At 48.5% G+C, this 24,203-nt stretch carries 24 protein-coding genes and 1 pseudogene; 20 read left to right on the top strand and 5 right to left on the bottom strand.

Translation table 11 applies throughout. The features are described 5' to 3' along the window. The first annotated feature begins 202 nt into the window (after window positions 1-202). Window positions 203-652, top strand: a complete 450-nt coding sequence (locus PGL02S_RS14685; protein WP_006212710.1) for a MarR family transcriptional regulator — start codon at window positions 203-205, stop codon at window positions 650-652. A 54-nt stretch (window positions 653-706) separates the two neighbouring features. Continuing rightward, a complete protein-coding gene (locus PGL02S_RS14680) occupies window positions 707-2,212 on the top strand; it encodes a DHA2 family efflux MFS transporter permease subunit (protein ID WP_036643487.1) in 1,506 nt (501 codons plus the stop codon). Between the two features lie 126 nt (window positions 2,213-2,338). On the opposite strand, the gene PGL02S_RS14675 is transcribed toward PGL02S_RS14680, so the two are convergent. After that, window positions 2,339-2,503, bottom strand: coding sequence for a DUF1328 domain-containing protein (locus PGL02S_RS14675; protein WP_006212708.1), 165 nt, complete (start codon window positions 2,501-2,503; stop codon window positions 2,339-2,341). A gap of 280 nt (window positions 2,504-2,783) precedes the next feature. On the opposite strand from PGL02S_RS14675, the gene PGL02S_RS14670 reads away from it, so the two are divergent. The 11 genes from PGL02S_RS14670 (at window position 2,784) to PGL02S_RS14620 (ending at window position 14,838) form a co-directional block, all read left to right on the top strand. After that, window positions 2,784-3,305: a DUF948 domain-containing protein gene (locus tag PGL02S_RS14670; protein WP_036643485.1), complete on the top strand. Its 522-nt coding sequence runs from the start codon at window positions 2,784-2,786 to the stop codon at window positions 3,303-3,305. A 56-nt stretch (window positions 3,306-3,361) separates the two neighbouring features. Continuing rightward, the gene (locus PGL02S_RS14665) at window positions 3,362-3,901 is read left to right on the top strand and encodes a hypothetical protein (RefSeq protein WP_036643484.1); all 540 of its coding nucleotides are present in this window, start codon (window positions 3,362-3,364) and stop codon (window positions 3,899-3,901) included. Window positions 3,902-3,988: 87 nt separating this feature from the next. Beyond that, entirely contained in the window at window positions 3,989-4,330 is a 342-nt protein-coding gene (locus tag PGL02S_RS14660) for a general stress protein (protein ID WP_036643483.1), read from the top strand. 254 nt (window positions 4,331-4,584) lie between these two features. Next, on the top strand, window positions 4,585-5,760 hold the full coding sequence (locus PGL02S_RS14655) for a PP2C family protein-serine/threonine phosphatase (protein ID WP_006212704.1): 1,176 nt from the start codon (window positions 4,585-4,587) through the stop codon (window positions 5,758-5,760). Next, the gene (locus PGL02S_RS14650; protein ID WP_036643482.1) at window positions 5,757-9,416 is read left to right on the top strand and encodes a response regulator; all 3,660 of its coding nucleotides are present in this window, start codon (window positions 5,757-5,759) and stop codon (window positions 9,414-9,416) included. Before PGL02S_RS14655 ends, PGL02S_RS14650 begins: the two co-directional genes overlap by 4 nt. A 60-nt stretch (window positions 9,417-9,476) precedes the next feature. Continuing rightward, on the top strand, window positions 9,477-10,349 hold the full coding sequence (locus PGL02S_RS14645; RefSeq protein WP_051449329.1) for a CheR family methyltransferase: 873 nt from the start codon (window positions 9,477-9,479) through the stop codon (window positions 10,347-10,349). A gap of 21 nt (window positions 10,350-10,370) precedes the next feature. Then, window positions 10,371-12,050: a response regulator gene (locus PGL02S_RS14640; RefSeq protein WP_036643481.1), complete on the top strand. Its 1,680-nt coding sequence runs from the start codon at window positions 10,371-10,373 to the stop codon at window positions 12,048-12,050. A 113-nt stretch (window positions 12,051-12,163) separates the two neighbouring features. Continuing rightward, window positions 12,164-12,487: an STAS domain-containing protein gene (locus PGL02S_RS14635; protein WP_006212700.1), complete on the top strand. Its 324-nt coding sequence runs from the start codon at window positions 12,164-12,166 to the stop codon at window positions 12,485-12,487. Window positions 12,488-12,519: 32 nt separating this feature from the next. Beyond that, on the top strand, window positions 12,520-12,969 hold the full coding sequence (gene rsbW / locus PGL02S_RS14630; protein ID WP_036643480.1) for an anti-sigma B factor RsbW: 450 nt from the start codon (window positions 12,520-12,522) through the stop codon (window positions 12,967-12,969). Further along, on the top strand, window positions 12,966-13,736 hold the full coding sequence (locus tag PGL02S_RS14625; protein WP_006212698.1) for a sigma-70 family RNA polymerase sigma factor: 771 nt from the start codon (window positions 12,966-12,968) through the stop codon (window positions 13,734-13,736). The genes rsbW and PGL02S_RS14625 overlap by 4 nt, the downstream gene beginning before the upstream one ends. A 124-nt stretch (window positions 13,737-13,860) precedes the next feature. Further along, on the top strand, window positions 13,861-14,838 hold the full coding sequence (locus tag PGL02S_RS14620) for a magnesium transporter CorA family protein (RefSeq protein WP_006212697.1): 978 nt from the start codon (window positions 13,861-13,863) through the stop codon (window positions 14,836-14,838). 91 nt (window positions 14,839-14,929) lie between these two features. On the opposite strand, the gene PGL02S_RS14615 is transcribed toward PGL02S_RS14620, so the two are convergent. The 3 genes from PGL02S_RS14615 to PGL02S_RS14605 form a co-directional block, all read right to left on the bottom strand. Beyond that, entirely contained in the window at window positions 14,930-15,361 is a 432-nt protein-coding gene (locus PGL02S_RS14615) for a DUF5665 domain-containing protein (protein WP_036643479.1), read from the bottom strand. Between the two features lie 137 nt (window positions 15,362-15,498). Further along, window positions 15,499-15,909: a YtxH domain-containing protein gene (locus PGL02S_RS14610; protein WP_006212695.1), complete on the bottom strand. Its 411-nt coding sequence runs from the start codon at window positions 15,907-15,909 to the stop codon at window positions 15,499-15,501. 51 nt (window positions 15,910-15,960) lie between these two features. Continuing rightward, window positions 15,961-16,218, bottom strand: coding sequence for a GlsB/YeaQ/YmgE family stress response membrane protein (locus PGL02S_RS14605; RefSeq protein ID WP_006212694.1), 258 nt, complete (start codon window positions 16,216-16,218; stop codon window positions 15,961-15,963). A gap of 282 nt (window positions 16,219-16,500) precedes the next feature. On the opposite strand from PGL02S_RS14605, the gene PGL02S_RS14600 reads away from it, so the two are divergent. Together PGL02S_RS14600 and PGL02S_RS14595 are read left to right on the top strand one after the other, a co-directional pair. Next, entirely contained in the window at window positions 16,501-17,505 is a 1,005-nt protein-coding gene (locus PGL02S_RS14600) for an asparaginase (RefSeq protein WP_036643478.1), read from the top strand. 66 nt (window positions 17,506-17,571) lie between these two features. After that, the gene (locus PGL02S_RS14595) at window positions 17,572-18,291 is read left to right on the top strand and encodes a pirin family protein (RefSeq protein WP_006212692.1); all 720 of its coding nucleotides are present in this window, start codon (window positions 17,572-17,574) and stop codon (window positions 18,289-18,291) included. A 96-nt stretch (window positions 18,292-18,387) separates the two neighbouring features. Here PGL02S_RS14595 and PGL02S_RS14590 read toward each other — a convergent pair whose 3' ends face one another. Continuing rightward, window positions 18,388-18,615 (bottom strand): DUF1128 domain-containing protein, encoded by a 228-nt coding sequence (locus tag PGL02S_RS14590; protein WP_006212691.1) that lies wholly within the window; start codon window positions 18,613-18,615, stop codon window positions 18,388-18,390. Between the two features lie 181 nt (window positions 18,616-18,796). Between PGL02S_RS14590 and yyaC the strand changes: the two genes are divergently transcribed. From yyaC to PGL02S_RS14565, 5 genes and pseudogenes are all read left to right on the top strand, one after another. After that, window positions 18,797-19,336, top strand: a complete 540-nt coding sequence (gene yyaC / locus PGL02S_RS14585) for a spore protease YyaC (RefSeq protein WP_036643477.1) — start codon at window positions 18,797-18,799, stop codon at window positions 19,334-19,336. Window positions 19,337-19,443: 107 nt separating this feature from the next. After that, window positions 19,444-20,235 (top strand): alpha/beta fold hydrolase, encoded by a 792-nt coding sequence (locus tag PGL02S_RS14580; protein WP_036643476.1) that lies wholly within the window; start codon window positions 19,444-19,446, stop codon window positions 20,233-20,235. 350 nt (window positions 20,236-20,585) lie between these two features. Then, window positions 20,586-21,278, top strand: a complete 693-nt coding sequence (locus PGL02S_RS14575; RefSeq protein ID WP_036643475.1) for a DUF6483 family protein — start codon at window positions 20,586-20,588, stop codon at window positions 21,276-21,278. A 32-nt stretch (window positions 21,279-21,310) separates the two neighbouring features. Beyond that, a complete protein-coding gene (locus tag PGL02S_RS14570; protein WP_036643474.1) occupies window positions 21,311-22,492 on the top strand; it encodes a class I SAM-dependent methyltransferase in 1,182 nt (393 codons plus the stop codon). A gap of 944 nt (window positions 22,493-23,436) precedes the next feature. After that, window positions 23,437-24,203 (top strand): annotated as a pseudogene (locus tag PGL02S_RS14565) (O-antigen ligase family protein); the annotation flags it as partial.

Raw genomic sequence — 24,203 nt, 5'->3', positions numbered from 1 at the left:
TGATGACCTATCATTCAATGTCATAATTTTCAGAAAAACATTATGGTAAAAATATATATGTAAAGATTGACACTGTGGAGATCGGCCACTATAATCAGTAATTGTTTAGAAATAAATGTTTTAGTACTAAAGTATTTAGAGGCGAAGGAGTGGGTGTCTCTATTGAAGGAGTGCTGGACCTTTAAAGGAGTGTAATGAATACATGTCCATGCGGAATGAAATTCTGGAGTTGGAGATGCTATTTAAGAAGATGGTTCGGACGGTTCATCATGAATGGCAGAAGGAGGGGTTTCCTAAAATAGGCAGAACCCAGTATGCCGCTTTGGAGAAACTTCATGAACTGGGGTCCTTGAGATTGTCGGACTTGGCGGATACCATTCATGTGACGTGCGGGGCAGTAACCGGCATATCCGATAAGCTGATTGAAGGCGGATTTGCGCGTCGAATAAGAGATACCGAGGATCGCCGAGTTGTCCATCTGGAAATTACGCCCCGCGGGCTGGATCTGATCGATCAATTGGCCAAGAAGCGCGCCGAACTGAGTCATTTGTTATACGGATTCTTATCCGACGAAGAGGTTAAGCAGCTTAACATCCTGTATCGCAAAATTATGGTGAATGTCGAACATATGCAAAGTCAGATGTCCACATAGAACAATACAGTTTATCACATGAACTTACTTAGAAAGAGAGAGTGAAACCTACACATGAGTACCCATACTGCTGTTCGCCCCGGCGAGCCCATTAAGAAAGGTCCCATCATTGCCGCATTGATGATTGGTGCATTTGTTGCGATTCTCAATCAGACATTGATGAATGTTGCTCTTCCGAGCATCATGGAAAATTTGAATATCAAACCGACGGTAGCCCAGTGGCTGACTACAGGCTTCATGCTGGTAAATGGGGTGCTGATTCCTGTTACCGCCTACCTGATCGCGCGTTTCTCGACCAGACAGCTGTTTATCAGTGCGATGACGCTGTTTACGATTGGCACCTTGCTGTGCGCCGTTAGCCCGAACTTTGCATTCCTGCTGACCGGACGTCTCGTTCAGGCAGCTGGCGCGGGCATACTGATGCCGCTTATGACCGTTGTATTTCTGAACATTTTCCCTATTGAGAACCGGGGGAAAGCGATGGGCATGATGGGGATCGCCATGATCTTTGCTCCTGCCATCGGGCCTACGCTCTCAGGATATATCGTGGAGCATTATGATTGGCGTGTGTTGTTCTACATGATATTGCCTTTCTCCATTATTGCAACGCTAATCGGGATCTTCTTCCTCAAAAATGTGACCGAGGTCAGCCGACCTAAGCTGGATATGCTCGCTGTCATTTTATCGACTCTTGGATTTGGCGGTCTGCTGTACGGCTTCAGTGATGCCGGGAATGACGGTTGGTCCAGCGCACCGGTTGTTACCACGCTGGTTGTCGGTGCGATCGCACTCATCCTGTTTGTATGGCGGGAGATGACCGTCGACAATCCGATGCTGGAGTTCCGTATTTTCAAGTACAACATGTTCTCGTTAACAACCTTGATCAATGTCATTGTTACGATGGCGATGTATGCGGGTATGATTCTGCTTCCGATTTATTTACAGCAGATTCGCGGGTTCACACCTGTAGAATCCGGACTTCTTATGCTTCCCGGTGCTATTCTGATGGGAATCATGTCGCCGATTACGGGGGCGATATTTGACAAGATCGGCGCCAAATGGCTCGCTGTCATCGGTCTTGCCATTACGGTCATTACGACATGGGAGTTCAGCAATCTGACGGAGACGCTGTCTTACAACCACATTATGATCATCTACACGGCAAGAATGTTCGGGATGTCCATGCTCATGATGCCAATCCAGACGGCTGGACTCAACCAGCTGCCACGGAGCATGAACGCTCATGGCACCGCCATGTCGAATACGCTCCGCATGGTTTCCGGCTCGATCGGAACGGCGATTCTCGTTACTGTGATGTCTACCCAGGCACAGAGCAAGGGGGAAGCCTTGATGCAATCGGGACTGTTTGATCCGAAGAATCAGGCCGATCTGCTTAAGCTTGGAAACGAAGCAACCATTTATGGCATTAACTATGCCTTTGTCATTGCTACAGGTATCAGTGTGGTTTCCTTGATTCTGGCTTTCTTCATCAAGAAAACGAAGCCGGCGGATGAGCCAAAGACCTCCGGTAATCAGGAAGCCGCCGCAGCGACGCTGTAGTCCTTATTCCTATCAACTGCGCAGCAAAAAAAGGGTGTCCCAAGCCGTTTATCTACGGCAGGACACCCTTTTTTTTACATTTCCTCTGTGTATGTTCAATGCATGGGCTTCAAGTATGCGACAGCGTCACATACTTCGTCTGCGTCCGGTAAAGAGAGAGATCACAAACAGGACAACGAAGATGAAGAACAGAACCTTCGCAATGCTGGCTGCAGCCTCTACGATACCGAAGAAGCCGAAGATCCCTGCAATCAATGCAACAACTAGAAAAATAACGGACCATTTTAACATAATGTTCACCCTGCTTTCTTAATCGATTTTAATTGGATATGCTCCTGGGATTGCATGATGTTCTATGAAGCGGCATATACCCAATTTGAAGGATCGTTAGGGAGGCGTTGGCAAGTTGCCTCAGCGCCCTTCGTAGTGTTCTTTAACCGAGGCGGCAGAGGATGAAACAACTTGGCGAATGGTGGCATTCCTGGCAAATGCCCTTTGTTTCGTAAACTTGGGGATGGGGTAACTATTGCGTATCGAAAACCAAACATTACTGGAAAGTGAGGGACAACGTATGCTAACACAAATCAGTGTTGCCATCATCGCTGTAGCGTTTGCGGTTCTTGTCTTCTTCTTGATCAAGACCTTAAAGGCCGCAACACAATCGCTCGAAAAGGTAACACAAACACTTCAGGAAGTTCAAAAGACCGTGGACGAATTGAGCTACGAAGTGAAGCAGACGATTCGAAATACAAACGATATTACGGTGGATGTTCAGCATAAGATGAAACAGATCGACCCTGTAATGGATACCGTCAAGAACCTGGGAGAGGCTTTAAGTGAGGTTACCTACGCGGTGAAGCAGGTTTCCTCAGGGATGGTCAGCCGCTTCAAGCAGTCCAGGGTGGAGCAGAAGGAAGAGCCGCGCATTCGTCAAGAAGTGCCTGTGACAGCCCAAGACCGCACGTTCCAGTCTTATGATGCCGTATATCAGAATACAGAAGCACAAGAGAAGTCACGCAGTCGGAATTGGTTAGCCTATGTGGATACAGCCGTTAGTCTGTGGCATAGTTTCCGCCGTCAAAAGGCCAGATAAATCGAAAGAGCGAATTCAAGTTACAGCTCTGTAAGGTGAAGAAAGGAGGAGGTCGCATGTGGAATGTCACACTGTTGATGGTAGGGCTCTTGATTTACTCCGGAGGTGGAGGTGTTGTGTCAGAGCCACAGCCACAGCATACAGCCGGGATATCGCAGCCGCCTATAATTCTAGCCGCTTCGGATGTTGGACAAGCACATATTAGCGACAATTCTGTAGAGAGCTATGGGACATTAAACGGGATTTCCTTAACGGATAGCAAGAAAGACGTTATCCGTAAGCTGGGAACGCCGGCCCGAACTGAACAGGAAGACTTGAGCGGGATAACCAAGCTTCATTATAAAGACATGGAGGTTGGTGTCCGCAACGGTTATACCGAATACGTTCATGTGAAGCCCTCTGCAGACTCCTTTCAGGTGGAAGACCAGAGCATAGGTATGACAACCGAACGGGTTCGGGCGTCCTTGGGCAAGCCATACTTTAAAGCCGAGGACGGAGATGTTTATCTCGAGAATCAAAATGCGCTTAAGGTTTATGTAGATCGAGATTCCGGCCAGATTGAAGGAATTGATTTGTTTTTCGATTATACTCAATAAATCTGTTTCAACCTTGAACAGGATGGGTAATAACAGTTGGACTATAACCTAAATTTAGGTTTTACACTATTAGGGGAGGTTTTCATCATGGAATTTACAAATACACAGTCTTATGCAAAAGTCGTTGAGAATGGTACGCAGGCGGTTCAGGAGGTTCAGAACCTTCGCCAGTCCGGCTACGATAACGATCGGATCTATGTGCTGGCTCACGACTCGGATAAGACGAGCCGGATTGTGGATGCATCAGATGCCAATAACGTAGGCATCAAAGAAGAAGGCGTGTTCGATGCCTTTGCGAATCTGTTCCGCTCACGCGGCGATGAACTGCGCGCCAAAATTGTATCTCTAGGATTTACCGAGGCAGAGGCAGGCTTCTATGAGAAGCAGCTGGATCTGGGTAAAGTACTCGTTATTGCTAAGAAGGATTAATAACTGTAACGGAAGTTCAGCCTTGTTGCTGTGACTATAGTATGAGTTATAGGTCTTAAAACATAGATAAGGAATGAGACATAAACAGGTCTCATTCCTTATCTATGTTTTAAAAGAATGTTCCATGAACCTATTAAAAGTGGAAGATTCAAGTTTTACACCCTTTTTCTATGGCAAAAGATACAGCGGTTATTATAGTATAATAGTAGGAAAAGGATTTCTATCGTATAAACCGAACGTTAAAGGAGAGGGCAATGAGAATATTAATCGTAGACGACAATCCGACTAACGTCATCATTATTCGAGAAATCTTGAAAAAGGAAAACTACCAGGATACCGTATCTGCATCTTCAGCCCTGGAAATGTTTGAGCATTTGGGACTTGGGGATCGCAGCCATGTGCTGCATCCGCGAAGAGCGGATATCGATCTGGTTCTGTTAGATATGATGATGCCCGAGATGGATGGAATAGAAGCATGCCGTATTGTTCAGCAATACGAGCATTTGAAGGATATACCGATCATCATGGTAACCGCCGTCGGCGATTCCAAGAAGTTGGCAGAGGCCCTTGATGCCGGGGCTGTAGATTATGTGACCAAACCGATCAACAAGGTTGAACTTATGGCACGGATACGCCTGGCGCTCCGGTTAAAGCATGAGAAAGACTGGCATATTGAGCGCGAACAGCGGGTGCAGGCGGAGCTTAAGCTTGCGGCTATGGTTCAAAATGCCGTCCTGAGCTCTCCAATTGAAGATGAGCAGCTAGAGATCCATGCACTGTACCAGCCTTCGGCAGAGCTTGCGGGAGATTTGTACGCATGGTACCCGCTTGGAGATGGCCGTTACGGCGTGATTCTGCTGGATATGATGGGACACGGTATTACTTCGTCCCTATTTTGCATGTTCATTGCCTCGGTTCTGAAAGACACCGTGACGACTTATGTCGAACCGGAGAAAGTCGTTCAGGAATTGAACCGCAGGTTCAATCAGCTAAGCCTTGGTGAACAGCTGATACAGTACTATTTTACAGCTATCTATCTTGTCGTAGACACGCGTTTGAAACGGGTGGACTATGTTAATGCCGGTCACCCACCGGCGCTGTTCTTCCAGGAAGACGGCCGTGTTATGACCCTGGACCAAGGCTGCTGCCCGGTAGGCTTGTTCGATCGGATTGAAGACATGGAGCCAAGAAGCTTTCAATATGAAGGCGAGGGTCATTTGGTGATGTATACCGACGGTCTGCTTGAATTGGTGGACGGCGGACATGACGAGAAGCTGGACTATTTGAAGGAACATTTGGGCGGCCCTCATCATTGGAGAGAAGATGAGATGAAGGAACAATATTTTGTAGATGATCCATTGCAGGAGCGAGAGGACGATAAATGCCTGGTTTGGATATCTCTTAAAAAAGGAGAGAACATAAATCAATGAAGCTTAAGAGTAAGTTAGTCATTGGTTTTACAACCTTGTTAGCTCTCATGCTGGTTCTTACCCTGATTGGGTACGACCGGATTAGTTATATGAACAGCCAGATGGATAAAATCTATGAAGAGCGCTATCAAAAAGTGCGAAACTCCAGCGGTATGCGCGGGGAAGTCAACAATATGGCGCGCGAGCTAACGAATATGATTTTGAGCAATGACCAATCCACGTATGCTGTATCCAAACAGGAAATCGAAAGCATGACCACAAAGGCAGTGGAATATTTCTCATTCATTCAAGATAGCGTAAATACCGCTGAGGAGCAGCAGCTGCTGGTCCGGATTGAACGTGCGGTTAATGAATATATTGTATACCAGAACAAGACACTGGATCTGTTGGCCAACAGCGATGCAGACGAGGCTAACTCGCTACGTAATTCAACAGGGCAATCGGTTCAGGATGAAATGCTTACCAGCTTAAACGAGCTTAGCAGCTACGAGAATCAGAAGATCAATGATGATATTACGGCAGCCAAGGCTGCTTATGACCGTTCCGTTCAGATGTTCATTTATATTATGGCCGGTGGACTATTAATCGGGATGCTGGTCATTCTATGGATCCTTCCAAGCATTACCCGGGGCATCAACGTTGTCTCGATGATGTTGAAGAGTTTTGGGGAAGGCAGACTGAAGGCGATTCGCCGTATCAAAGTTACGTCCAAGGATGAATTTGGAGATGTAGCCCGGGTATTTAAAGACTTGTCCGAAGATATTCTCGAGAAGCAGCGGATAGAGGAGACCTATCTTCAGGCGCAGCGCGATCAATCGTGGCTTAACTCGAATATGGCCAGAGTAACGGAGCTGCTGGAGGGGATTAATTCCCTTGAAGAGGTGGGTCAGCGGTTTATTAGCGAATTCACACCGATATTAGGTGCTCACTATGGAGCTATTTATATTCATCAAGAAGATAAACATCCGAATAAATTGGAACTGAAAGGTTCCTATGCGCATGAGGGCGGCGAGGAGCCCAAGATTTCCTTCATGATTGGGGAAGGACTCGTAGGGCAAGTCGCGCTGGACAAGAAACCGATTGTGCTGAGAAATGCGCCTGACGATTACATGAAAGTGGAGTCCGGCTGGGGATCATCCAAGCCGATTTCCGTCATGATCTATCCGATCCTGTTCGAGAATGAAGTGCTGGGTGTGGTGGAGCTGGCAGCCTTCGAGGAGACAACATCCCTGCAGGAGCAGCTCATCTCACAGCTGAGTCAGTCGCTTGGCATTATTCTGAATAATATTACAGGACGCCTGCGGGTCGAGCAGCTGCTGCGGGAGTCGCAGGCGATGACAGAAGAGCTTCAGGTTCAGTCGGAGGAGCTGCAGACCCAACAAGAAGAGCTTCGCCGTTCCAATGAAAATCTGGAGGAGCAAACCAATGCCCTCAAACGTTCCGAAGATTTGCTGCAGCGTCAACAGGAAGAGCTCGAGCATTATAATACCGAGCTGGTTGCCAAGACGCGCGCGCTGGAGGAACAGGTGCAGGAAGTGGAAGAGAAGAACGATGAAATTGAGAAGGCCCGGTTGAAGCTAGAGCAGCAAGCGAAGCAGCTTTCGGTTACAACCAAATACAAGTCGGAGTTCATGGCAAATATGTCTCACGAACTGCGAACCCCTCTTAACAGCCTGCTCATCTTGTCACAGCTGCTGTCTGAGAATAAGAGCGGAAATCTGAGCGATAAGCAGATCGAATATGCGCAGACGATTTATATGTCAGGTTCGGACCTGCTCAAAATGATTGATGAAATTCTCGACTTGTCCAAAGTGGACGCCGGGAAAATGGAAATTAATTACGAGGATGTTCAGCTGCAGGATATTGAATCCTTTGTGGAGCAGAATTTTGCCGCTGTAGCGTCGCGTAAACATATTGATCTTCATGTACACATCGGGGAGGACATTCCGCAAAGCATCGTTACGGACAGTCATCGCGTGAAGCAAGTCCTTCGTAACCTGCTCTCCAATGCATTCAAGTTCACGAACCAAGGCTCCGTTGAGCTGAATATGGAGAAGGCCGATCCAGAGAAACTCCCTATCTATCTGAATGCAGAAGCAGACTATGTGGCATTTGCGGTAAAAGACAGTGGAATTGGTATACCTGCTGACAAAACCGATCTGATCTTTGAAGCTTTCCAGCAGGTGGACGGCACCACAAGCCGCAAATATGGCGGGACCGGGCTCGGCTTGTCGATCAGCCGCGAGCTTTCCCGTCTGCTTGGCGGGGGGATTCTGGTTGAATCGGAAGAAGGCAAGGGCAGCTGCTTCACTCTCTTCCTGCCGAGCAGCCCTCCGGAAGTGGTTCAGGGAGTACAGGAGGCAGCGGCGTCCATTGAGGCTCCGCCAGAGAGCAATCTGATTGTTCCGAAGGCCAAGATGGTCACAACAGAGGTCAACCCATCCGTACAAGTGGATGATGATCGCAACCAGATAGGGCCGACCGATCGAGTGCTGCTCATTATTGAGGATGATGTGAAGTTTGCCAGAATCCTTCTGGATATGGCTAGAGGACGCGGGTTCAAAGCCTTGGTTGCTCTGCAGGGGGATATCGGCCTGGAGATGGCGAAGTCCTACAGACCGGACGCCATCATCCTGGATATTCAGCTTCCGGTCATCGACGGCTGGTCCGTCATGGGCGAGTTGAAGAGCTCAGCGGTTACGCGTCATATTCCGGTGCATGTGATCTCGGTTGTGGACGAAGTGAAGCAAGGACTTATGATGGGGGCTATCGCCTACCTGAAGAAGCCATCATCCAGAGAGGCACTGGAGAATGCGTTCACGCATATCGAATCGTACGCGGAAAAATCGATGAAACATCTCCTGATTGTTGAGGACGATGACATTCAGCGTAACTCCATCATTGAATTGATCGGTCATGACGATGTATCTATTACGGCGGCATCCACGGGTGCCGAAGCACTCAGCGAGCTGCGTAAGCAGCGCTATGACTGTATGGTGCTTGATTTGATGCTGACAGACATGACGGGCTTTGAGCTGCTGGATCAGATTCGTGATGATGAGAACCTGATGGATCTGCCAATTATTATTTATACCGGTAAGGATCTGGATTCGAAGGAAGAGATGCAGCTTCGCAAATATGCGGAGTCCATCATCATTAAAGACGTGAAATCTCCCGAACGGCTTCTGGATGAAACGACCCTGTTCCTCCACCGGATTGAAGCCGATTTGCCGGAGGATAAACGTAAAATTCTGCAAAAGCTGCACAATAAGGAAGAGCTGTTCGAAGGCAAGAAGATTCTGCTTGTGGATGATGATATCCGCAACGTATTTGCTCTCTCCAGCGTACTGGAAGGATACAACATGGAAGTGACCTTTGCCGAGAACGGCAGGGAAGCGATAGAGCTGCTTCAGGATAATCCGGACTACGATTTGGTGCTGATGGATATGATGATGCCGGAGATGGACGGCTATGAAGCGATGCGCCTTCTGCGAGAGATGCCTGAGTTCGAAAAGCTACCGATTATAGCATTGACAGCCAAAGCCATGAAAGAGGACCGGGCGAAATGTATTGAAGCCGGAGCCTCTGATTATATGAAGAAGCCGATTCAGACCGAGCAGCTTCTTTCACTTATGAGGGTTTGGTTGTATTCGTAAACCGCTTTTGTGGGTAAAGTACAAGTAGCAAATAAACACTCGGAAAGCGGTGCACCCGTTATGTCATCTAGTAACCATACTGAATCAGAACAACTGTTGATAACAGAGGATAGCGAATGTGAGCTGGAGCAGATCGAGTTGGAGCTTCTTTTGGAAGGTATTCATCGATTCTATGGTTACGATTTTCGTAATTATGCTATTCCTTCATTGAGGCGGAGAATCTGGCATCATGTGCATGCCGAAGGGGTATCCTCGATCTCCGCGCTTCAGGATAAAGTACTCCACGACCGTTCTTGTTTTGAACGGCTCATATATAATCTGTCCATTCCCGTCACGGAAATGTTCAGGGATCCCAAATTATTCCTGACATTCAGGCAGACGGTAGTTCCTCTGCTTCGTACGTATCCGTATATACGGATATGGCACGCCGGCTGCTCAACTGGAGAAGAGGTGTATTCCATGGCGATTCTGCTTCATGAAGAGGGGCTGTATGAAAAATCCCGGATTTATGCGACGGACATGAACTCGCGTTCTCTCCAGCAGGCCAAGGAAGGCGTGTTTGACATCAAACGCATGAAGCAGTACACCAAGAATTATATGGAGGCGGGCGGAACCCGCTCGTTCTCCGAATATTATACTGCGAAGTACAACTCGGTTATTTTTCAACCGTATTTGAAGAAAAACATGATTTTTGCAGAACATAATCTGGCAACGGATCGTTCCTTTAACGAGTTTAATGTGATCTTTTGCCGGAATGTCATGATATATTTCAATGATCAGCTGCGGGATCATGTGCACGGATTATTTCACGAGAGTCTAAGCCATTTCGGTATTCTCGTACTGGGTGCCAAAGAGTCCATCCACTTTACGAATTACAGTGAAGCCTATGAGACACTGGACCGGGTCGAGAAAATTTACCGGAAGATTAAATAGAAAGTTTTGTAGGAGGATCTCATGGGGTTTCACGAACCGATTCATATTCTGTTGGTAGATGACCGCCCTGAAAACTTACTTGCACTCGAAGCTGTTCTGGACAGTGAGCAATACACGCTAATAAAAGCGACTTCGGGGGAAGAAGCTCTGCGGTATCTCTTGAAGTATGACTTTGCTGTGATTGTTCTGGATGTACAGATGCCCGGTATGGACGGTATCGAAACAGCAAGGCTGATCAAGGCGAGAGACAAAACAAAGGATATTCCGATTATCTTTATTTCTGCAAACAGCAAGGACGCGGAGCATCTCTTTGCGGGTTATTCGGCAGGTGCAATCGACTATATGGTTAAACCTTTTATCCCTCAAATCTTGAAGTCCAAGATCGAGGGTTTTGTCGATATGTACCAAACCAATAACAGACTCAAGATCCAGTCCATGCAGCTGCATCAGAAGACGCTGGAACTGGAGAAGATCAATCATGAGCTTGTGCAGGCGAAGGAAGCAGCGGAGATTGCCGTTAAAGCCAAAACGGAGTTTCTGGCGATGATGAGCCATGAAATCCGTACGCCGATGAATGGCGTGATCGGTATGATCGATTTGCTGATGGACAGCGAGCTTCAGGAAGAGCAGCGGGAGTATGCAACGATCATCCGCAACAGCGCGGATGCTTTGGTTAACATCATTAATGACATCCTGGATTTCTCCAAGATGGAATCCGGCAAGATGGAGCTGGAGGAATATCCGTTTGATCTCAAGTCTTGTGTGCAGGAAGTGTTCGGTTTGTTCTCGGGAGAAGCCTCCAAGAAAAATTTGCAGCTTTCGTATTACATTGAGGAGCGTATTCCGTCGATGGTATTTGGCGATATGGGACGTCTTCGCCAAGTATTGGTCAATCTGGTATCCAACGCTGTGAAATTCACCAATGAGGGTGGAGTATATTTGGTTGTATCGCTGACCCAAGTCGAAGAGGACCGGTTAACCCTCGAATTTACGGTGAAGGATACGGGGATTGGCATCTCATCAGAGAAAATCGATCGGCTGTTCAAGCCATTCTCGCAGCTTGATTCCTCCATGACCCGCAAATACGGAGGGACAGGGCTGGGACTTGCCATCTGTAGATCCCTTGTGCAGATGATGGGTGGGGACATTACGGTGGAATCCAAGGAAAATAAGGGTGCCACCTTCGTATTTACGATGTGTGTTCATACCTATGAGGAAGGAGACTATCGACGGCGAGAAGATGAGCCTACCGATAAATTTCGCGTCCATGGGGAGAGACAAGCCAACATCCTGATTGTGGATGATCACCCGATTAATCGAAAGCTGATGGACAGCATGCTGAAAAAGATGGGAATGAGCGCGGACATGGCAGAGGACGGTAAGCAGGCGGTTGATATGGTTGCCGGTCCTAAAGTGTACGATATCATTTTTATGGATCTGCAAATGCCGGTTATGGATGGCCTGGAGGCTGCACGCCTGATCCGTCAGATGAAGCATGGAGCGGATGCACCTATTCTGGTTGCCATGACAGCCAATGTGATGGATGGTATCCAGAAGCGCTGCTCGGATGCCGGAATGGACGAATATATTAGCAAGCCGGTCAAAATCAGCTGCGTTAAGCACCTGTTGTCCCGATATACACCAGTGGAACCGGACGACTGGGACAACCGTCCAAACACCATTCGAATCATTAACGGTTAGGGAAAAGATTCGTTTCCATATATTAGCACGGCCACATTCCCCTTCAACCTGTTTCAACGAGTTAGATAACGGGTTATGTAAAGGGAAAACAAATTATTTGGGAGAGAGTGTCTATGAATACAAAAACAAATGATAAGTTCAATGCCAAGACTCAGATGAGCGAGGGTGTATGTACTGTATTTTTGAGCGGTGAACTTGATCTGTCCGTCGCTCCGGATTTTCGATTAGTAATGGAACCTCTTGTCGGCAATTCCGAAGTAGACTTGATCGTCAACATGAAGGACATGACATATATTGATAGTACAGGTATTGGTATTCTTCTGTCGATACTGAAAGCAAGACACGGCATGGAAGCCCGTTTTGCAGTTGAGGAAGTTCCGCCGCAAATTCAGAAGCTGTTTGATATGACGGGTATTGCGAAGTTCTTTCAGTCGTAAGAAGTATTCCCAATAGGAAAGGATCGAAAAGAATGAATTCAGATGTACAAAGAGTAACACTTAATTTGCCTGCCAGTGCTGAATACGTGGATATCGTAAGGCTGAATCTGTACGGGATAGCTTCCAAGATGGGCTTCTCCTATGAAGAGATTGAAGATATGAAGGTTGCAGTGTCTGAGGCCTGCAATAACTCGGTTTTGTATGCGTATAGTCAGGAAGGCGGAATGGTAGAGGTATTATTCCAAGTGACTAGCGAGTCGCTATCCATTACGGTCAGAGACGAAGGGGAGAGTTTCGACAGTGTGGGAGCGGTTGGTAACCGTTCACTTCATGATAAAGATCTCAGTGAGGTCCAAATCGGCGGACTCGGCTTCTACCTGATGGAGGCGCTTATGGATGAGGTGAGCGTAACAAACCAGGCTGGAAAGGGAACCGAGGTTATGCTTACGAAGCGGCTTGCAAGAAGCGAGGAGCGGGTATGAGTGATAAGGTGACTCCCCCAGAGTCCAGGGATGAAGCAGTACATTTAATACAACAGTATCAGCAGACGAAGGATAACGATATCGCAACGGTGCTGATTAAGAAATATGAGCCGATGGTCAAAATGGCTGCGGGCAAAATTGCCCGGAATCGGCCGGATCTGTATGAGGACTTATATCAGGTGGGTCAGATGGCATTAATCCGTCTGCTTCAGCAATACGACATTAGCCTGGGGATTCCGTTCGAGCCCTATGCCATGAAGAGCATGATTGGGCATATGAAAAACTTCCTCCGCGATAAGTCGTGGTACATTCAAGTACCCAGACGAATCAAGGAGAAAGGTGCCTTGGTCCAGCAGGCAATTGATGAGTTAATGGTGAAGCTGGAGAGGTCTCCGGATGTGAATGAGATTGCAGCTTATCTGGATCTATCCGTTGAAGAAACCGTCGAGGTGTTAGCCGGACGGGAATGCTATCACTACGTATCACTCGATTCCCCATTATCTCAGGAAGAAACCGGAGCAACGCTTGGAGAGCTGATTAGCTCGGATGTGAATGACTTTGATTCCGTGGAGAAGCGGATGGATCTTCAGCAGGCGATGAGTCAGTTGAAGGAACAGGAGCAGAAGGTGCTGCTGCTGGCATTCCAGGAAGGGCAGTCCCAGCGGGCCATTGCTCAGAGACTTGGAGTATCGCAAATGAGTGTGTCGCGTATCCAGAAGCGGGCAACGGAAAAATTGAAGCAGATTATGTCCAATTCATCTTACTGATATGGACAAGCCCCGTAGTGACAGACGTATGGGAACATAAGGCACGCTTCCTCAATTATAGGAAGGCGTGCCTTTTTGGAACCGCAATATCCGGATTGAAATAGAAGGGAGTGGCAAAGAGAGTATGCTTGCGCCAGATAGAGCGGAGGGTCAGGATATATATACTTTTGCAGGAGGGTGGCAGTGGCATGATGTCCGAACGGATGATTGGCAATCCTCCTGGATTGGTGAACTTCGAACGCGTTATCCCTATACGTCCGAATGGTTTGATCTGGCATCGACGTTAAAGGATCGGAATTACTTGTCCGTTCGCTTCAAAGAGGGCGTAGAAACCGTTATTATGGGGACCATGCTCTATAAGGTTACGTCCGATCCTGATCATCACAAGTCGGAACAGTTCTATTTCTATTTGGACGATCATGTGCTGATTACCATTAATCTGGATGACCATACCCGTAGTGTGATGGCCAAGTCGGAGAGAACATCCATGCTCCATCAATGCCGGGGGCCTGCAGATGGCATGTTTGTTCTGGCACGGGCGATTCTGCATTATTATCATGCAGGGATGGATCAATTCGAATGCAATCTTCGGCTTGTTGAAAGTGATATGCGCACGCGCAACCGGCGAACCTTGATGGATAAGATCCTGTCGGCCCGGTTCGAGTTATTGGACTGGAGTAATCTGTTTATCCCATTTCAAGAGCTTGTTGCCGCCGCTAGGGAAGGCTATCATAACCAACTGGATGACAGCCGCTCCTTCCAGCAGCTCCAGTACAGAGTGGAGAGACTGGAGCAGCTGATCCACCATTATGAGCGCGAAATTGATACCCTTGTTTCTATTGATGATGCCATCTCCGGATTCCGCGGCAATGAAATTATGAAGACGCTGACGATTTTTACCGTCGTCTTCACACCGGCCACGGTGATCGGTGCCGTATGGGGAATGAATTTTGAGAACCTGCCGGCTATTAAAACATTCTGGGGATTTACGGCAATCAGCGCTTTCATCCTGCTGTGGACCGGTGGAATGTACCTCTGGTTGCGTGCGAAAGGATGGACGGGTGATTTGCTCCGCGTGAAGTCCAAAAACAGAAACATATAAATTCAAGGTTAGTAGGAAAATTTAGCGTCATAACAGCCCGGTACCTGCTTCTGCTTAGGTTACCGGGCTGTTTGTATGCAGCGAGAGCTGGCTAGGATTTGGATTGATCGATATATCCTTGCAGATCGGAGATGAAATCTCCAATCATCGGTACATTGACAAAGAAGCTGAGAATGTAGCCCAAGAGACCAAGCACAAGAGCCGTGCCCAGGGTTAGACCGAGCCCCCGGGACAGCCCAGCCGTGAGGTTGGCAATGATGCGTTTCTTGGGATTCATGTAATTGTCGATCATATCCTTCATTTCCGATTTCTCCAGGGTGGCCGCGATTTTGTCCAGACGAGTGTTCAGCTTCTTCACTTCATGCCGGAGCTCGAAAGGGTGCTCCTGAACATCATCTGCCGCGCTGGAGTGCCTTTCCTTGGTTGATGCAGATTCCTCCCGCTTTTCCTCATGTGGTCTGGAATGCCCCCCGCTTCGAGTTGAGAGGCTGGAGCGGCTGTTATATGGATTGGCTTTGCTCATGAGATATCCCCGCTTTCTTAGGCAGATGCCCCGTGTCATTTCACCTGCAGAACAATACACTAATAACAAGTAACCTTCTAACGCTCTGGCACAAAAATAGCCAGCTTTGTCAGCTGGCTATTTCGTGACCTCACGAATTAATAATTCGTAGTCGATTTTATTTCACGGCTGACATCGGAAGAGGTGTCCATCGCTTTTTCCTTCACGTCTTTGGAAGCACTGGATACCTCGTCGGACACATCCGCTGAGACTTCCTTAACGCTGGACATAATATTTTGACGGCCTTCATTTACCGTTGTCATGACATCGGAGGCTTTGCTGCCCACGGTTTTAGCCAGCTCAGAAGCCTTATCGCCTACAGTGCAAGCAACTTCCTTGGTTTTATCGGTTACGATGCTCAGCTTCTCGGACAAATCGCCACGAAGCTCGCGGCCTGGCTTGGGAGCGAACAATAGAGCTGCTGCTGCTCCGACCAATGCACCGATAAAAGCACCTCTAAAGAATGTGGACCCGCCTTGTACTGGATTTTCTTGTTCTGTGTGATTCATAACTTTCACTCCTTTTAGTTAATATAAAGTTTAAACATATAAACACGAGTATCAGGCTGTGCGTCTAAACAATTTGGCAACAAGACCGAGCAGGAATACAAAGATGGCCGTACCGATAATAGCAGGTACAATGGCAAATCCGCCAATTACAGGGCCCCATGCTCCGAAGAGCCACGGTCCGAGCCACGCACCTACAAAACCTGCGATCATGGATCCGATAATTCCGCCCGGCATTTCATGACCCACCAGCGCATCCCCGATAATCCCGATGATGATTGCCATCACGATGCTGATAATGATTCCCCACATAGGATCGCCTCCTTTTTCAGAGCAATGTTTTTCGTGTGGGCTTGCTTATCTCGTAATTAAACGTAAGGCCACATCGTGAAACAGGGCAGACGGGAAACGGGGAAGAAAATGAAATGTCCATCCTCTGCGGAATTTACCCTGCTGTCATTTGCGGATTTTTGTACTATACTGGATAAGGATTTGCAATTATTATCGAATTAAAGATCTATTTCGATGTCACAAACACTCGAATTTTTCAGGAACGATGCTGTCATAGACGGTTTATAGAAGGAGTCGTGCAACATGGATACTGTATTGGTGAAGGAATATCGAGCGGATATAGTGGAGTGCGTCCACAATGGACATATATGTATTGTTAATGATGAAGGAGCCGTTCAAGCCTATGCAGGAGATCCGGAATATGTCGCATTCACGCGTTCCTCCGCCAAGCCGCTGCAGGCAATCCCATCCATCCGTTCGGGATTGGCAGATCATTATGGGTTAACAGTAGAGGAAATTGCGATTATGACGGCTTCCCATCGGGCAGAGCCGGCCCATGTTGAAGTATTGGAGCGCTTTGCCCGCAAGGTAAGCATTGGGGAGTCCAATATGGTCTGCGCATCCAGTTGGCCGCTGGATGAAGGAAGCAAGGAATCTCTTTTGCGTGAAGGAAGCGATAAGAGCAAATGGTACCATAATTGCTCGGGCAAGCATTACGGCATGCTTGCCTATTGCCAGATGGCGGGATACCCGCTTAAAGGATATGACCATCCGGAACATCCGCTTCAGCAGGAGATTCTTGGAACGGTCTCCGATTTGGCCGGATTGGCACCCGGCGATATTCGTCTAGGCACGGATGGATGCGGACTGCCGGTATTTGCTATGCCGCTCCGTGCTCTGGCCACCGCCTATATGAAGCTTGCATCCCCTGACCGGATCGAGGATGAGCCTACGCGAAAGGCGGTCCTTACGATCACATCGGCTATGAATGCATCTCCCTATATGGTTGCGGGGAACCACAAAGTGGACACCCTCCTTCTGGAAGATGATAACGTGGTGGCAAAAGGGGGCTTTAAAGGGGTGTACTGTTTTGGTCTGAAGAAGGAGCGATTGGGTATTTCGTTTAAAATCGCAGATGGTTCAGAGGAAGAGTGGGGCTGGATTGTGGAGTCCATACTGGAGCAAATCGGATACAGCAATAAGACGACCCTCCAGCGGCTGAAAGCCGCGTATCCCAAGGATCTATTCAATGATGAGGGACGCAAGGTAGGCAGGGCCGAAACTGAATTTATACTGACCCGCGTTTAAACAAGAATGATTAGATCGAAATCCGCCGGGGTATTAGAATAGTAAAAACGGCGGAGGTGACCGGCCATGATTAAGATCATGACGGCTGCGGAAAGACATACTACCCATGATGATGGTATTCATAGTGAATTCAGTTTTTCTTTTGGAGATTATACAGATCCGCATAATGAGCATTTTGGAAGCCTACTCGCACATAATGAATATGTGCTGAAACCGATGGAGGGTTTTGATCGCAGGTTTCATCATGACTTGGTGATTGTCCATTTGGTGCTGGAGGGCAAGTTAACGTATGAGGATGATAAGGGGAAGTTTATGGAGCTTACCCCAGGCACGATTCATGTTGTGAATACAGGCTCGGGTGTATATCATGCAGAGAATAATGCGTCTTCCTCCGAAGATGTCCGTTATCTGGAAATGTGGTTTTTACCTGCTGAGCCGGGTCTTGAGGCCAGTCATCACCAAGGCGACTTTACACAAGCACAGCGATTAAACCAGATGCTTCCGATCATCGGATCGGGTGACGGTGAACGCAGCTTGCCCCAATCATTGGATGTTGTGATGTACAGCAGCATACTCGAGACAGGCAAAGAGCTGACGTACAGCTTATCCGAGGATAGGAGAATGCATGTGTACGTTATCAGCGGCCAGGTTGAAATATCATCGGAAGACGGAGTATTTGATATTTCATCCGGTGACGCCGCCAGAATACAGCGTCGTCATGAGCTGACCTTCCAGGGGAACTCAAGTGAGGGGAACTCGGAAGTAGTTATCATTGATATGCCATAGATTAGGACGGCAAAGCCCCCGGAAACTCGCGAATTTCATTAGCGAAGTTCCGGGGGCTTTGCCGTGGAATGGGTATCTGCTTGGTTTCTTTACGATTTAATGATTTCCGCGAAGCTGGCCGAGTTCTGATACTACGGCTTCCACTTCGGATATGCTGAGATTTTGTTTATTCATGACCATATCATACAAGTCATAAATATCATCGTATTGATTAACCGAGAAGGCGGAAGCCTGCATTGCAGCGCCTGTAGCCATCCGAAGCTTTGTTTTGATCTGCTCAATCATATACTCGACATTCGCTTGCGATTTTTCATTCAAGTTCATGTGTAACACCATCCTCTCTTCGGCGGATTTACGATTTTCATCCCTGTATTGTATCATGTTACTGTGCAGCTCGACCAATGTTTTTGCCATTGTGGACGTGAATAGGTTAAAATCAGGAAAAAACCTGTTTCAAAGGCATCGGTAAGCAGTATGGGAGCATGGATTAATGAGGAGGTCCGTCATGAGCGAACAAGCTGATAAACCGCCAATCGTATATGCCGCCAAGGCCAAAATGTCGGGCCACGAACTGATGGTTTTCTTTCAAATGATCTCGCAGCGGCATGCAATCGAAAGCATTGTGTTCTTATGTATTGGTACCGATCGTTCAACGGGGGATGCACTGGGACCGCTGACGGGAAGCCGGCTGGCGGCATATGGGTTCCCGCACGTGGTTGGGACGCTGCCTGAACCGTGTGATGCCTTCAATCTTCAAGCGAGACTGAACGGGATACCCGCGGATAAGGTGATTGTTGCCATTGATGCGTGTCTGGGGCAGGCTTCCTCTGTCGGTTATTTCTTTACGAGTGAAGGTCCATTGACACCAGCCCAGTCTGTCGGAGGGAAGCTTCCTTCCGTGGGAGATTACAGTGTGGCAGCCGTTGTGAATGTTCAGGGTCCAAAGCCTTATTGGACCCTGCAGGTAACGTCCCTTTACCAAGTCATGGGGATGGCGGAGGAGATAGCACGGCAAGCGGCATTGGCCTTTAATCTTAGGACATAAGGCATGGCGTTTCAGCCTGGGTTGATTCTGTTTAATATAGATCATTCTTTATAAAATAATGGGTGTCTACCAAATGGCATCCGCTGAATAGAAAGAAGGGTATCGCTATGGAAAAAGTACAATGCAACGGCAGCACGATTTGTTATGTTGATCAGGGACAAGGTGAGCCGGTCATTTTGCTTCACGGGTTCTGCGGAAGCTCTGCCTACTGGGAACAGATTCTGCCATTTCTTCAAGGCTTCAGAGTCATTGTACCGGATCTCCGGGGACACGGACGGTCTGACGCACCGATGGGACCTTATACCATCGAACAGATGGCAGACGATGTACTCCAGTTAATGGATGAGCTCGATATTCCGAAGGCTGCATTACTTGGCCATTCCCTCGGAGGCTATATTACGCTCTCCTTCGCCCAGCGTTACGCTTCTCGTCTGAACGGCTTCGGCCTGATTCATTCTACGGGTTATCCGGACTCGGATGAGGCGAAGGAGAAACGAGTGAAGGCGGTTAGCACCATTCAAGGGGAAGGCATTACTGCTTTCGTTGACGGGTTGGTGCCCGGCTTATTCGCTCCTGGCACAGAGGATACCAAGCCAGAGTGTATTCAGCGGGCGAAGGAGATAGGCTACCTGACACCACCGCAGGGAGCAATAGGGGCGGTGCTGGCTATGCGTGAACGTCCGGACAGACGCGACGTTCTCTCGGCATCCATACTGCCTATCCTGCTTGTAGCCGGAGAGAAGGATGGATTAATTCCAGCAGAGCGTACCTTTACGACAGAGAATGACAATGTAACTCGCATTGTGATTGAAGGTGCCGGACATATGAGTATGATGGAGACGCCGGAGAAACTTGGCGAAGTGATTACGTCTTTCATGGAACAGCTTGAACATGAATAAACGCATGACAACCCTTGTATAGCTTATAATAAACGGATACCTCTTGAATCGGGGTATCCGTTTTATTTTTTTCATAATGTGTTTGGTTTGCTCCCATCATCCATCCTGGGCTGATCAGTGCTGTGTTGTTGAAGGTTACCCCGCGCTACTGGAATTCTGATCCCGGATAGCCTACAATTTAATCTAGATTGAGCTTAGAGTAATGAAGGCTGCGCCGCAGAGGGAATCTGCGAAGCTGCCCAGCGATCACAGGTGAGTGTCCGGCAGCGGAACTCATATTGGAAATATAACAATCAGGTCACTAGATGAATACGCTGCATTCGAAGTGATGCAGGTTAGGGGGCAAGCGTATGTTTCGCAGGGATTATCTCGTGCGTCTTATAGAGGATATGTCGCAGATGATTGCCAAGGTGTTTTCGCTGAAGCAGGAGCGCAAGCACACAGAAGCGCTCTGGGAATTGGATGATCTATTCAAACGGCAGTTCCGGTTGAATTCCCAGCTGCTTCGCTCACTGTCTGCTTCCGATATTGAGCAGTTATTTCGAAATCACGGCTATCTGGAGGCGGACAAGCTGCAGAGTGCTGCAAGACTAATGGAAGAGGAAGCCTCCATTCTGCTTGAGTTGGAGCGTGAAGAAGAAGCAGCGCTGCTCTATACCAAGGTCTTTCAGTTATATTTGAAGGCTGCCCTGCAAGGGGCCGATCCGAAGCTTCTGAACTTGCCGGAACGGATACACATCGTGAGGGAGCGTTTAAAGTCCTATGCATTGCCTGACACCGCTGCGCGGGATTACTATGCATATGCGGAGCAGCAGGGGATGTATGCGGAGGCCGAGAACATCCTTTATCAATTGCTGGATCACCGTGCGATTGAATATAACGAAGCGCTGCAGTTTTATCAACGATTACAGCTGAAGTCGCCTGAAGAGCTAGTCAATGGAGGGCTTCCTCTTGAGGAAGTCCGCGAAGGAATGGATGAGCTTCACCGTCGATTCCAGCATTCGGAGGAGGACGGTGGCGAGCAATCTATCCGTCAGGATTAACCTGTCCCTGTCTATACCATAAAGAAAGTGAGATGTACCTTTTGGATACATTAAGAAAATTGATTCATAACATCATGGAAGAAAGATCATTAATTACGGCTACACTGAGCCAGCTTCGCAAGCGGGAAGGCATGACCTACAGCAAGGTGACGATCAAGCCCGTAGATCTCAAGAACAAGCTCCATTATCAGTTCGCCTATTATTCGGGCACCAAGGTAACCCATTTGAACGTGCCGTCGGATGAGGCGGAGGCCGTGCTGGTGGACTTGTTCGAGAATGTGTTCCGGCAGGCGATGATCTACACACCGGAAGCGGATTATCAGGTTCTGATATCCAAGAAATACAAGGTTTCGATTCTGACGAAATCGCCGTCCAAGACGAAGACAGATTTATCCCATAACCGAAAAAAGACGTACATTCTCGAAGAGGGGGAGCCAGTTCCGTTTTTGGTGGAGCTGGGCATTATGAACGAGGATGGCAAGGTGTTTGCCCGCAGATACGATAAGTTCAAGCAGATTAACCGTTTCTTGGAGATGGTTGAGGATGTTCTTCCCCATCTGCCGGAGAACCGTCCGCTGACCATCGTCGATTTTGGCTGCGGTAAATCCTACCTGACCTTTGCCTTGTATCATTATTTGGCGGTAACCGCACGCAGAACGCTGAATATTGTCGGATTGGATCTAAAGGCGGATGTGATCGAACACTGCAGTATGCTGGCGAAAAAACTGAACTATAACCAACTGCGGTTTCTTGTCGGCGACATTGCGGAATATGACGAACTGGAGCAGGTCGATATGGTGGTCACGCTGCATGCATGCGATACGGCAACCGATGCAGCGCTGGAGAAAGCAGTCCGTTGGGGGGCCTCGGTCATCCTGTCGGTGCCTTGCTGCCAGCATGAGCTGTTCGCCCAAGTAGAGAGTCCCATCATGGAGCCTTTGCTGTCCCACGGTATTCTGAAAGAACGCTTCTCGGCGCTTGCGACAGATGCGATCCGGGCCAAGCTGCTGGATCTGATGGGGTACAAAACGCAGCTTCTGGAGTTTATCGATATGGAGCATACGCCCAAGAATATCCTGATCCGTGCGGTCAGCGGTTCGGCTGGTGATCGGGATAAGCTGTGGCAGGAGTATACCGCGTTTCGCGATTTTCTGAGCGCTTCGCCATATCTTGAGCGAGCGTGCCAGGATTTATTGCCAAATGCAAAAAAATAATTCGCGTTGACCCTGTGAACGATGAAAGTCCCTCATATCCGCAAGGCTATGGAGGCGTAAGCAAACTAATTCACGTTGACCCTGTAAACGATGAAAGTGCGAGAGCTCACTTTCATCGTTTTTTGATTATGCTATAAGAAAGTATGCTCTATCTGAAATCAGCACCTTGACGGATGCTTTGGAATGCGAAAACAATCGACCCTCTTAATGTATTCATCACGCCCACGGTGCGTGGTCCGAGGTTTGCTTGGATGATTGGTGAAGCTAATGGACTGGCTCTTATCTGCCATAAAAACCAGAGTTTGATTTGCTAATGGACATGAGGGGTCCTATCTGCCATAAAAACCAGAGTTTGATTTGTTAACGGACATGAGGGTTCTTATTTGCCCAAAAACAACCCCAAAGATGCGTTCAAATGCCGAAAAAGGGCTGTGGTGTCCGTTAGTTCTTACAAGTTCTCGATTTCGTTGAAATAACCTCTCTCTGGTCCGTTAGGATGATGTCATACTCCCCAATAGTGTCATACCTCGCAACAGTATTACACTGATGCTGTGGCTGCTGTGGGAGGAGAGGGATTCAATGCTTATGTAGAGGCTATAATCAAACCGGCTAGATAGGGCTCTGCAAAACCCGAAGACTCTAAATTCTTCTTCAATACGCCTGTCCTGATCTTCTTCTGAATCGATTGGTCCAAGCGTTGTTTGTTTCTGCTTCTAGACAACTTTACAAAGTCATTTGCGTCTGTGAGCCGGACAATATAGACCGTACTGTAAACCATCCCCTAATCCAGCCAGGAGTTCACCGCCAGTTCCATAAGAATAGCCGTGTGGTTCCTTGTCCAAAATGGATAATAGGTTGTGTTGACCCTGTGAGCCTAATGGATGAAAGCCATGAAATGAGCATCCACATGCGAGGGATACACACACATTCCTTATGGAATCGGGGTGTTCATTCTGGTACAGACCACATTTCGTTATGGGGCTGTGATGCTGATCGTTCTTCTGCTTATCGCTGGTGTTCGTACAGGTATGTTCTTTGAGGTGGACATATATCTGATCGGAACAGGTTTCGGTATGCTCCTGCTGCTTATGGCGGGAGTACGGCTGTTCGGAACACGCCGGAGGGTGGCGGCAGTTCATCGTGTCATGATGCCGGATACTCTGCTGTTTGATAGAGGTCTGCCCGTTATCCTTGGGTGTATATGCGGCATCCTGTTGCTTTATGGATTTCATGGAATCAGAGGGCCGCTGTCGCTGGAGGGTACGATGAAGGAGATCGTTCTGTGGGGAGGTTATGGAGCCTTTGCAGCTGCTGCATGGAGCGTGTGCCGTACAGCAGAGGGTCTGAAGGCAATGCGGATGGGCTGGCATCTGCTGGGGGCAATTTTGTGCGGCAATGCGCTGCTTGCCGTGTACGGGCTCCTGGAGCTGCCGTATGGGATTCACCATACGGCGGATGCGGCGATCAGCGCGACGGGCGCGAGGCTTGGCGGACTGCTTCAGTACCCGAACACGTTCGGGGCCGTGATGGCAGCCTTCCTGCTGGAGCGGCTGTTCGCGCTGCCGTCCGTCCCGTGGACTCGGACGAGCACGCTCCGCGCAACGGCGGCCTTGCTGCCGCTGCTGCCCTACACCGCCGCGCTCCTCCTGACGGAGTCGCGCGGTGCCTGGCTCGCGGCCGCACTCGCGTGCGCGGCCGGCTTCGCCAAGGA

This window comes from Paenibacillus glucanolyticus NBRC 15330 (assembly GCF_004000885.1).
In the GTDB taxonomy this organism is placed as follows: Bacteria; Bacillota; Bacilli; order Paenibacillales; family Paenibacillaceae; genus Paenibacillus_AQ; species Paenibacillus_AQ glucanolyticus.
Note: the sequence above shows the minus strand (reverse complement) of the source record. Positions and strands in the feature narration are given on the sequence as shown.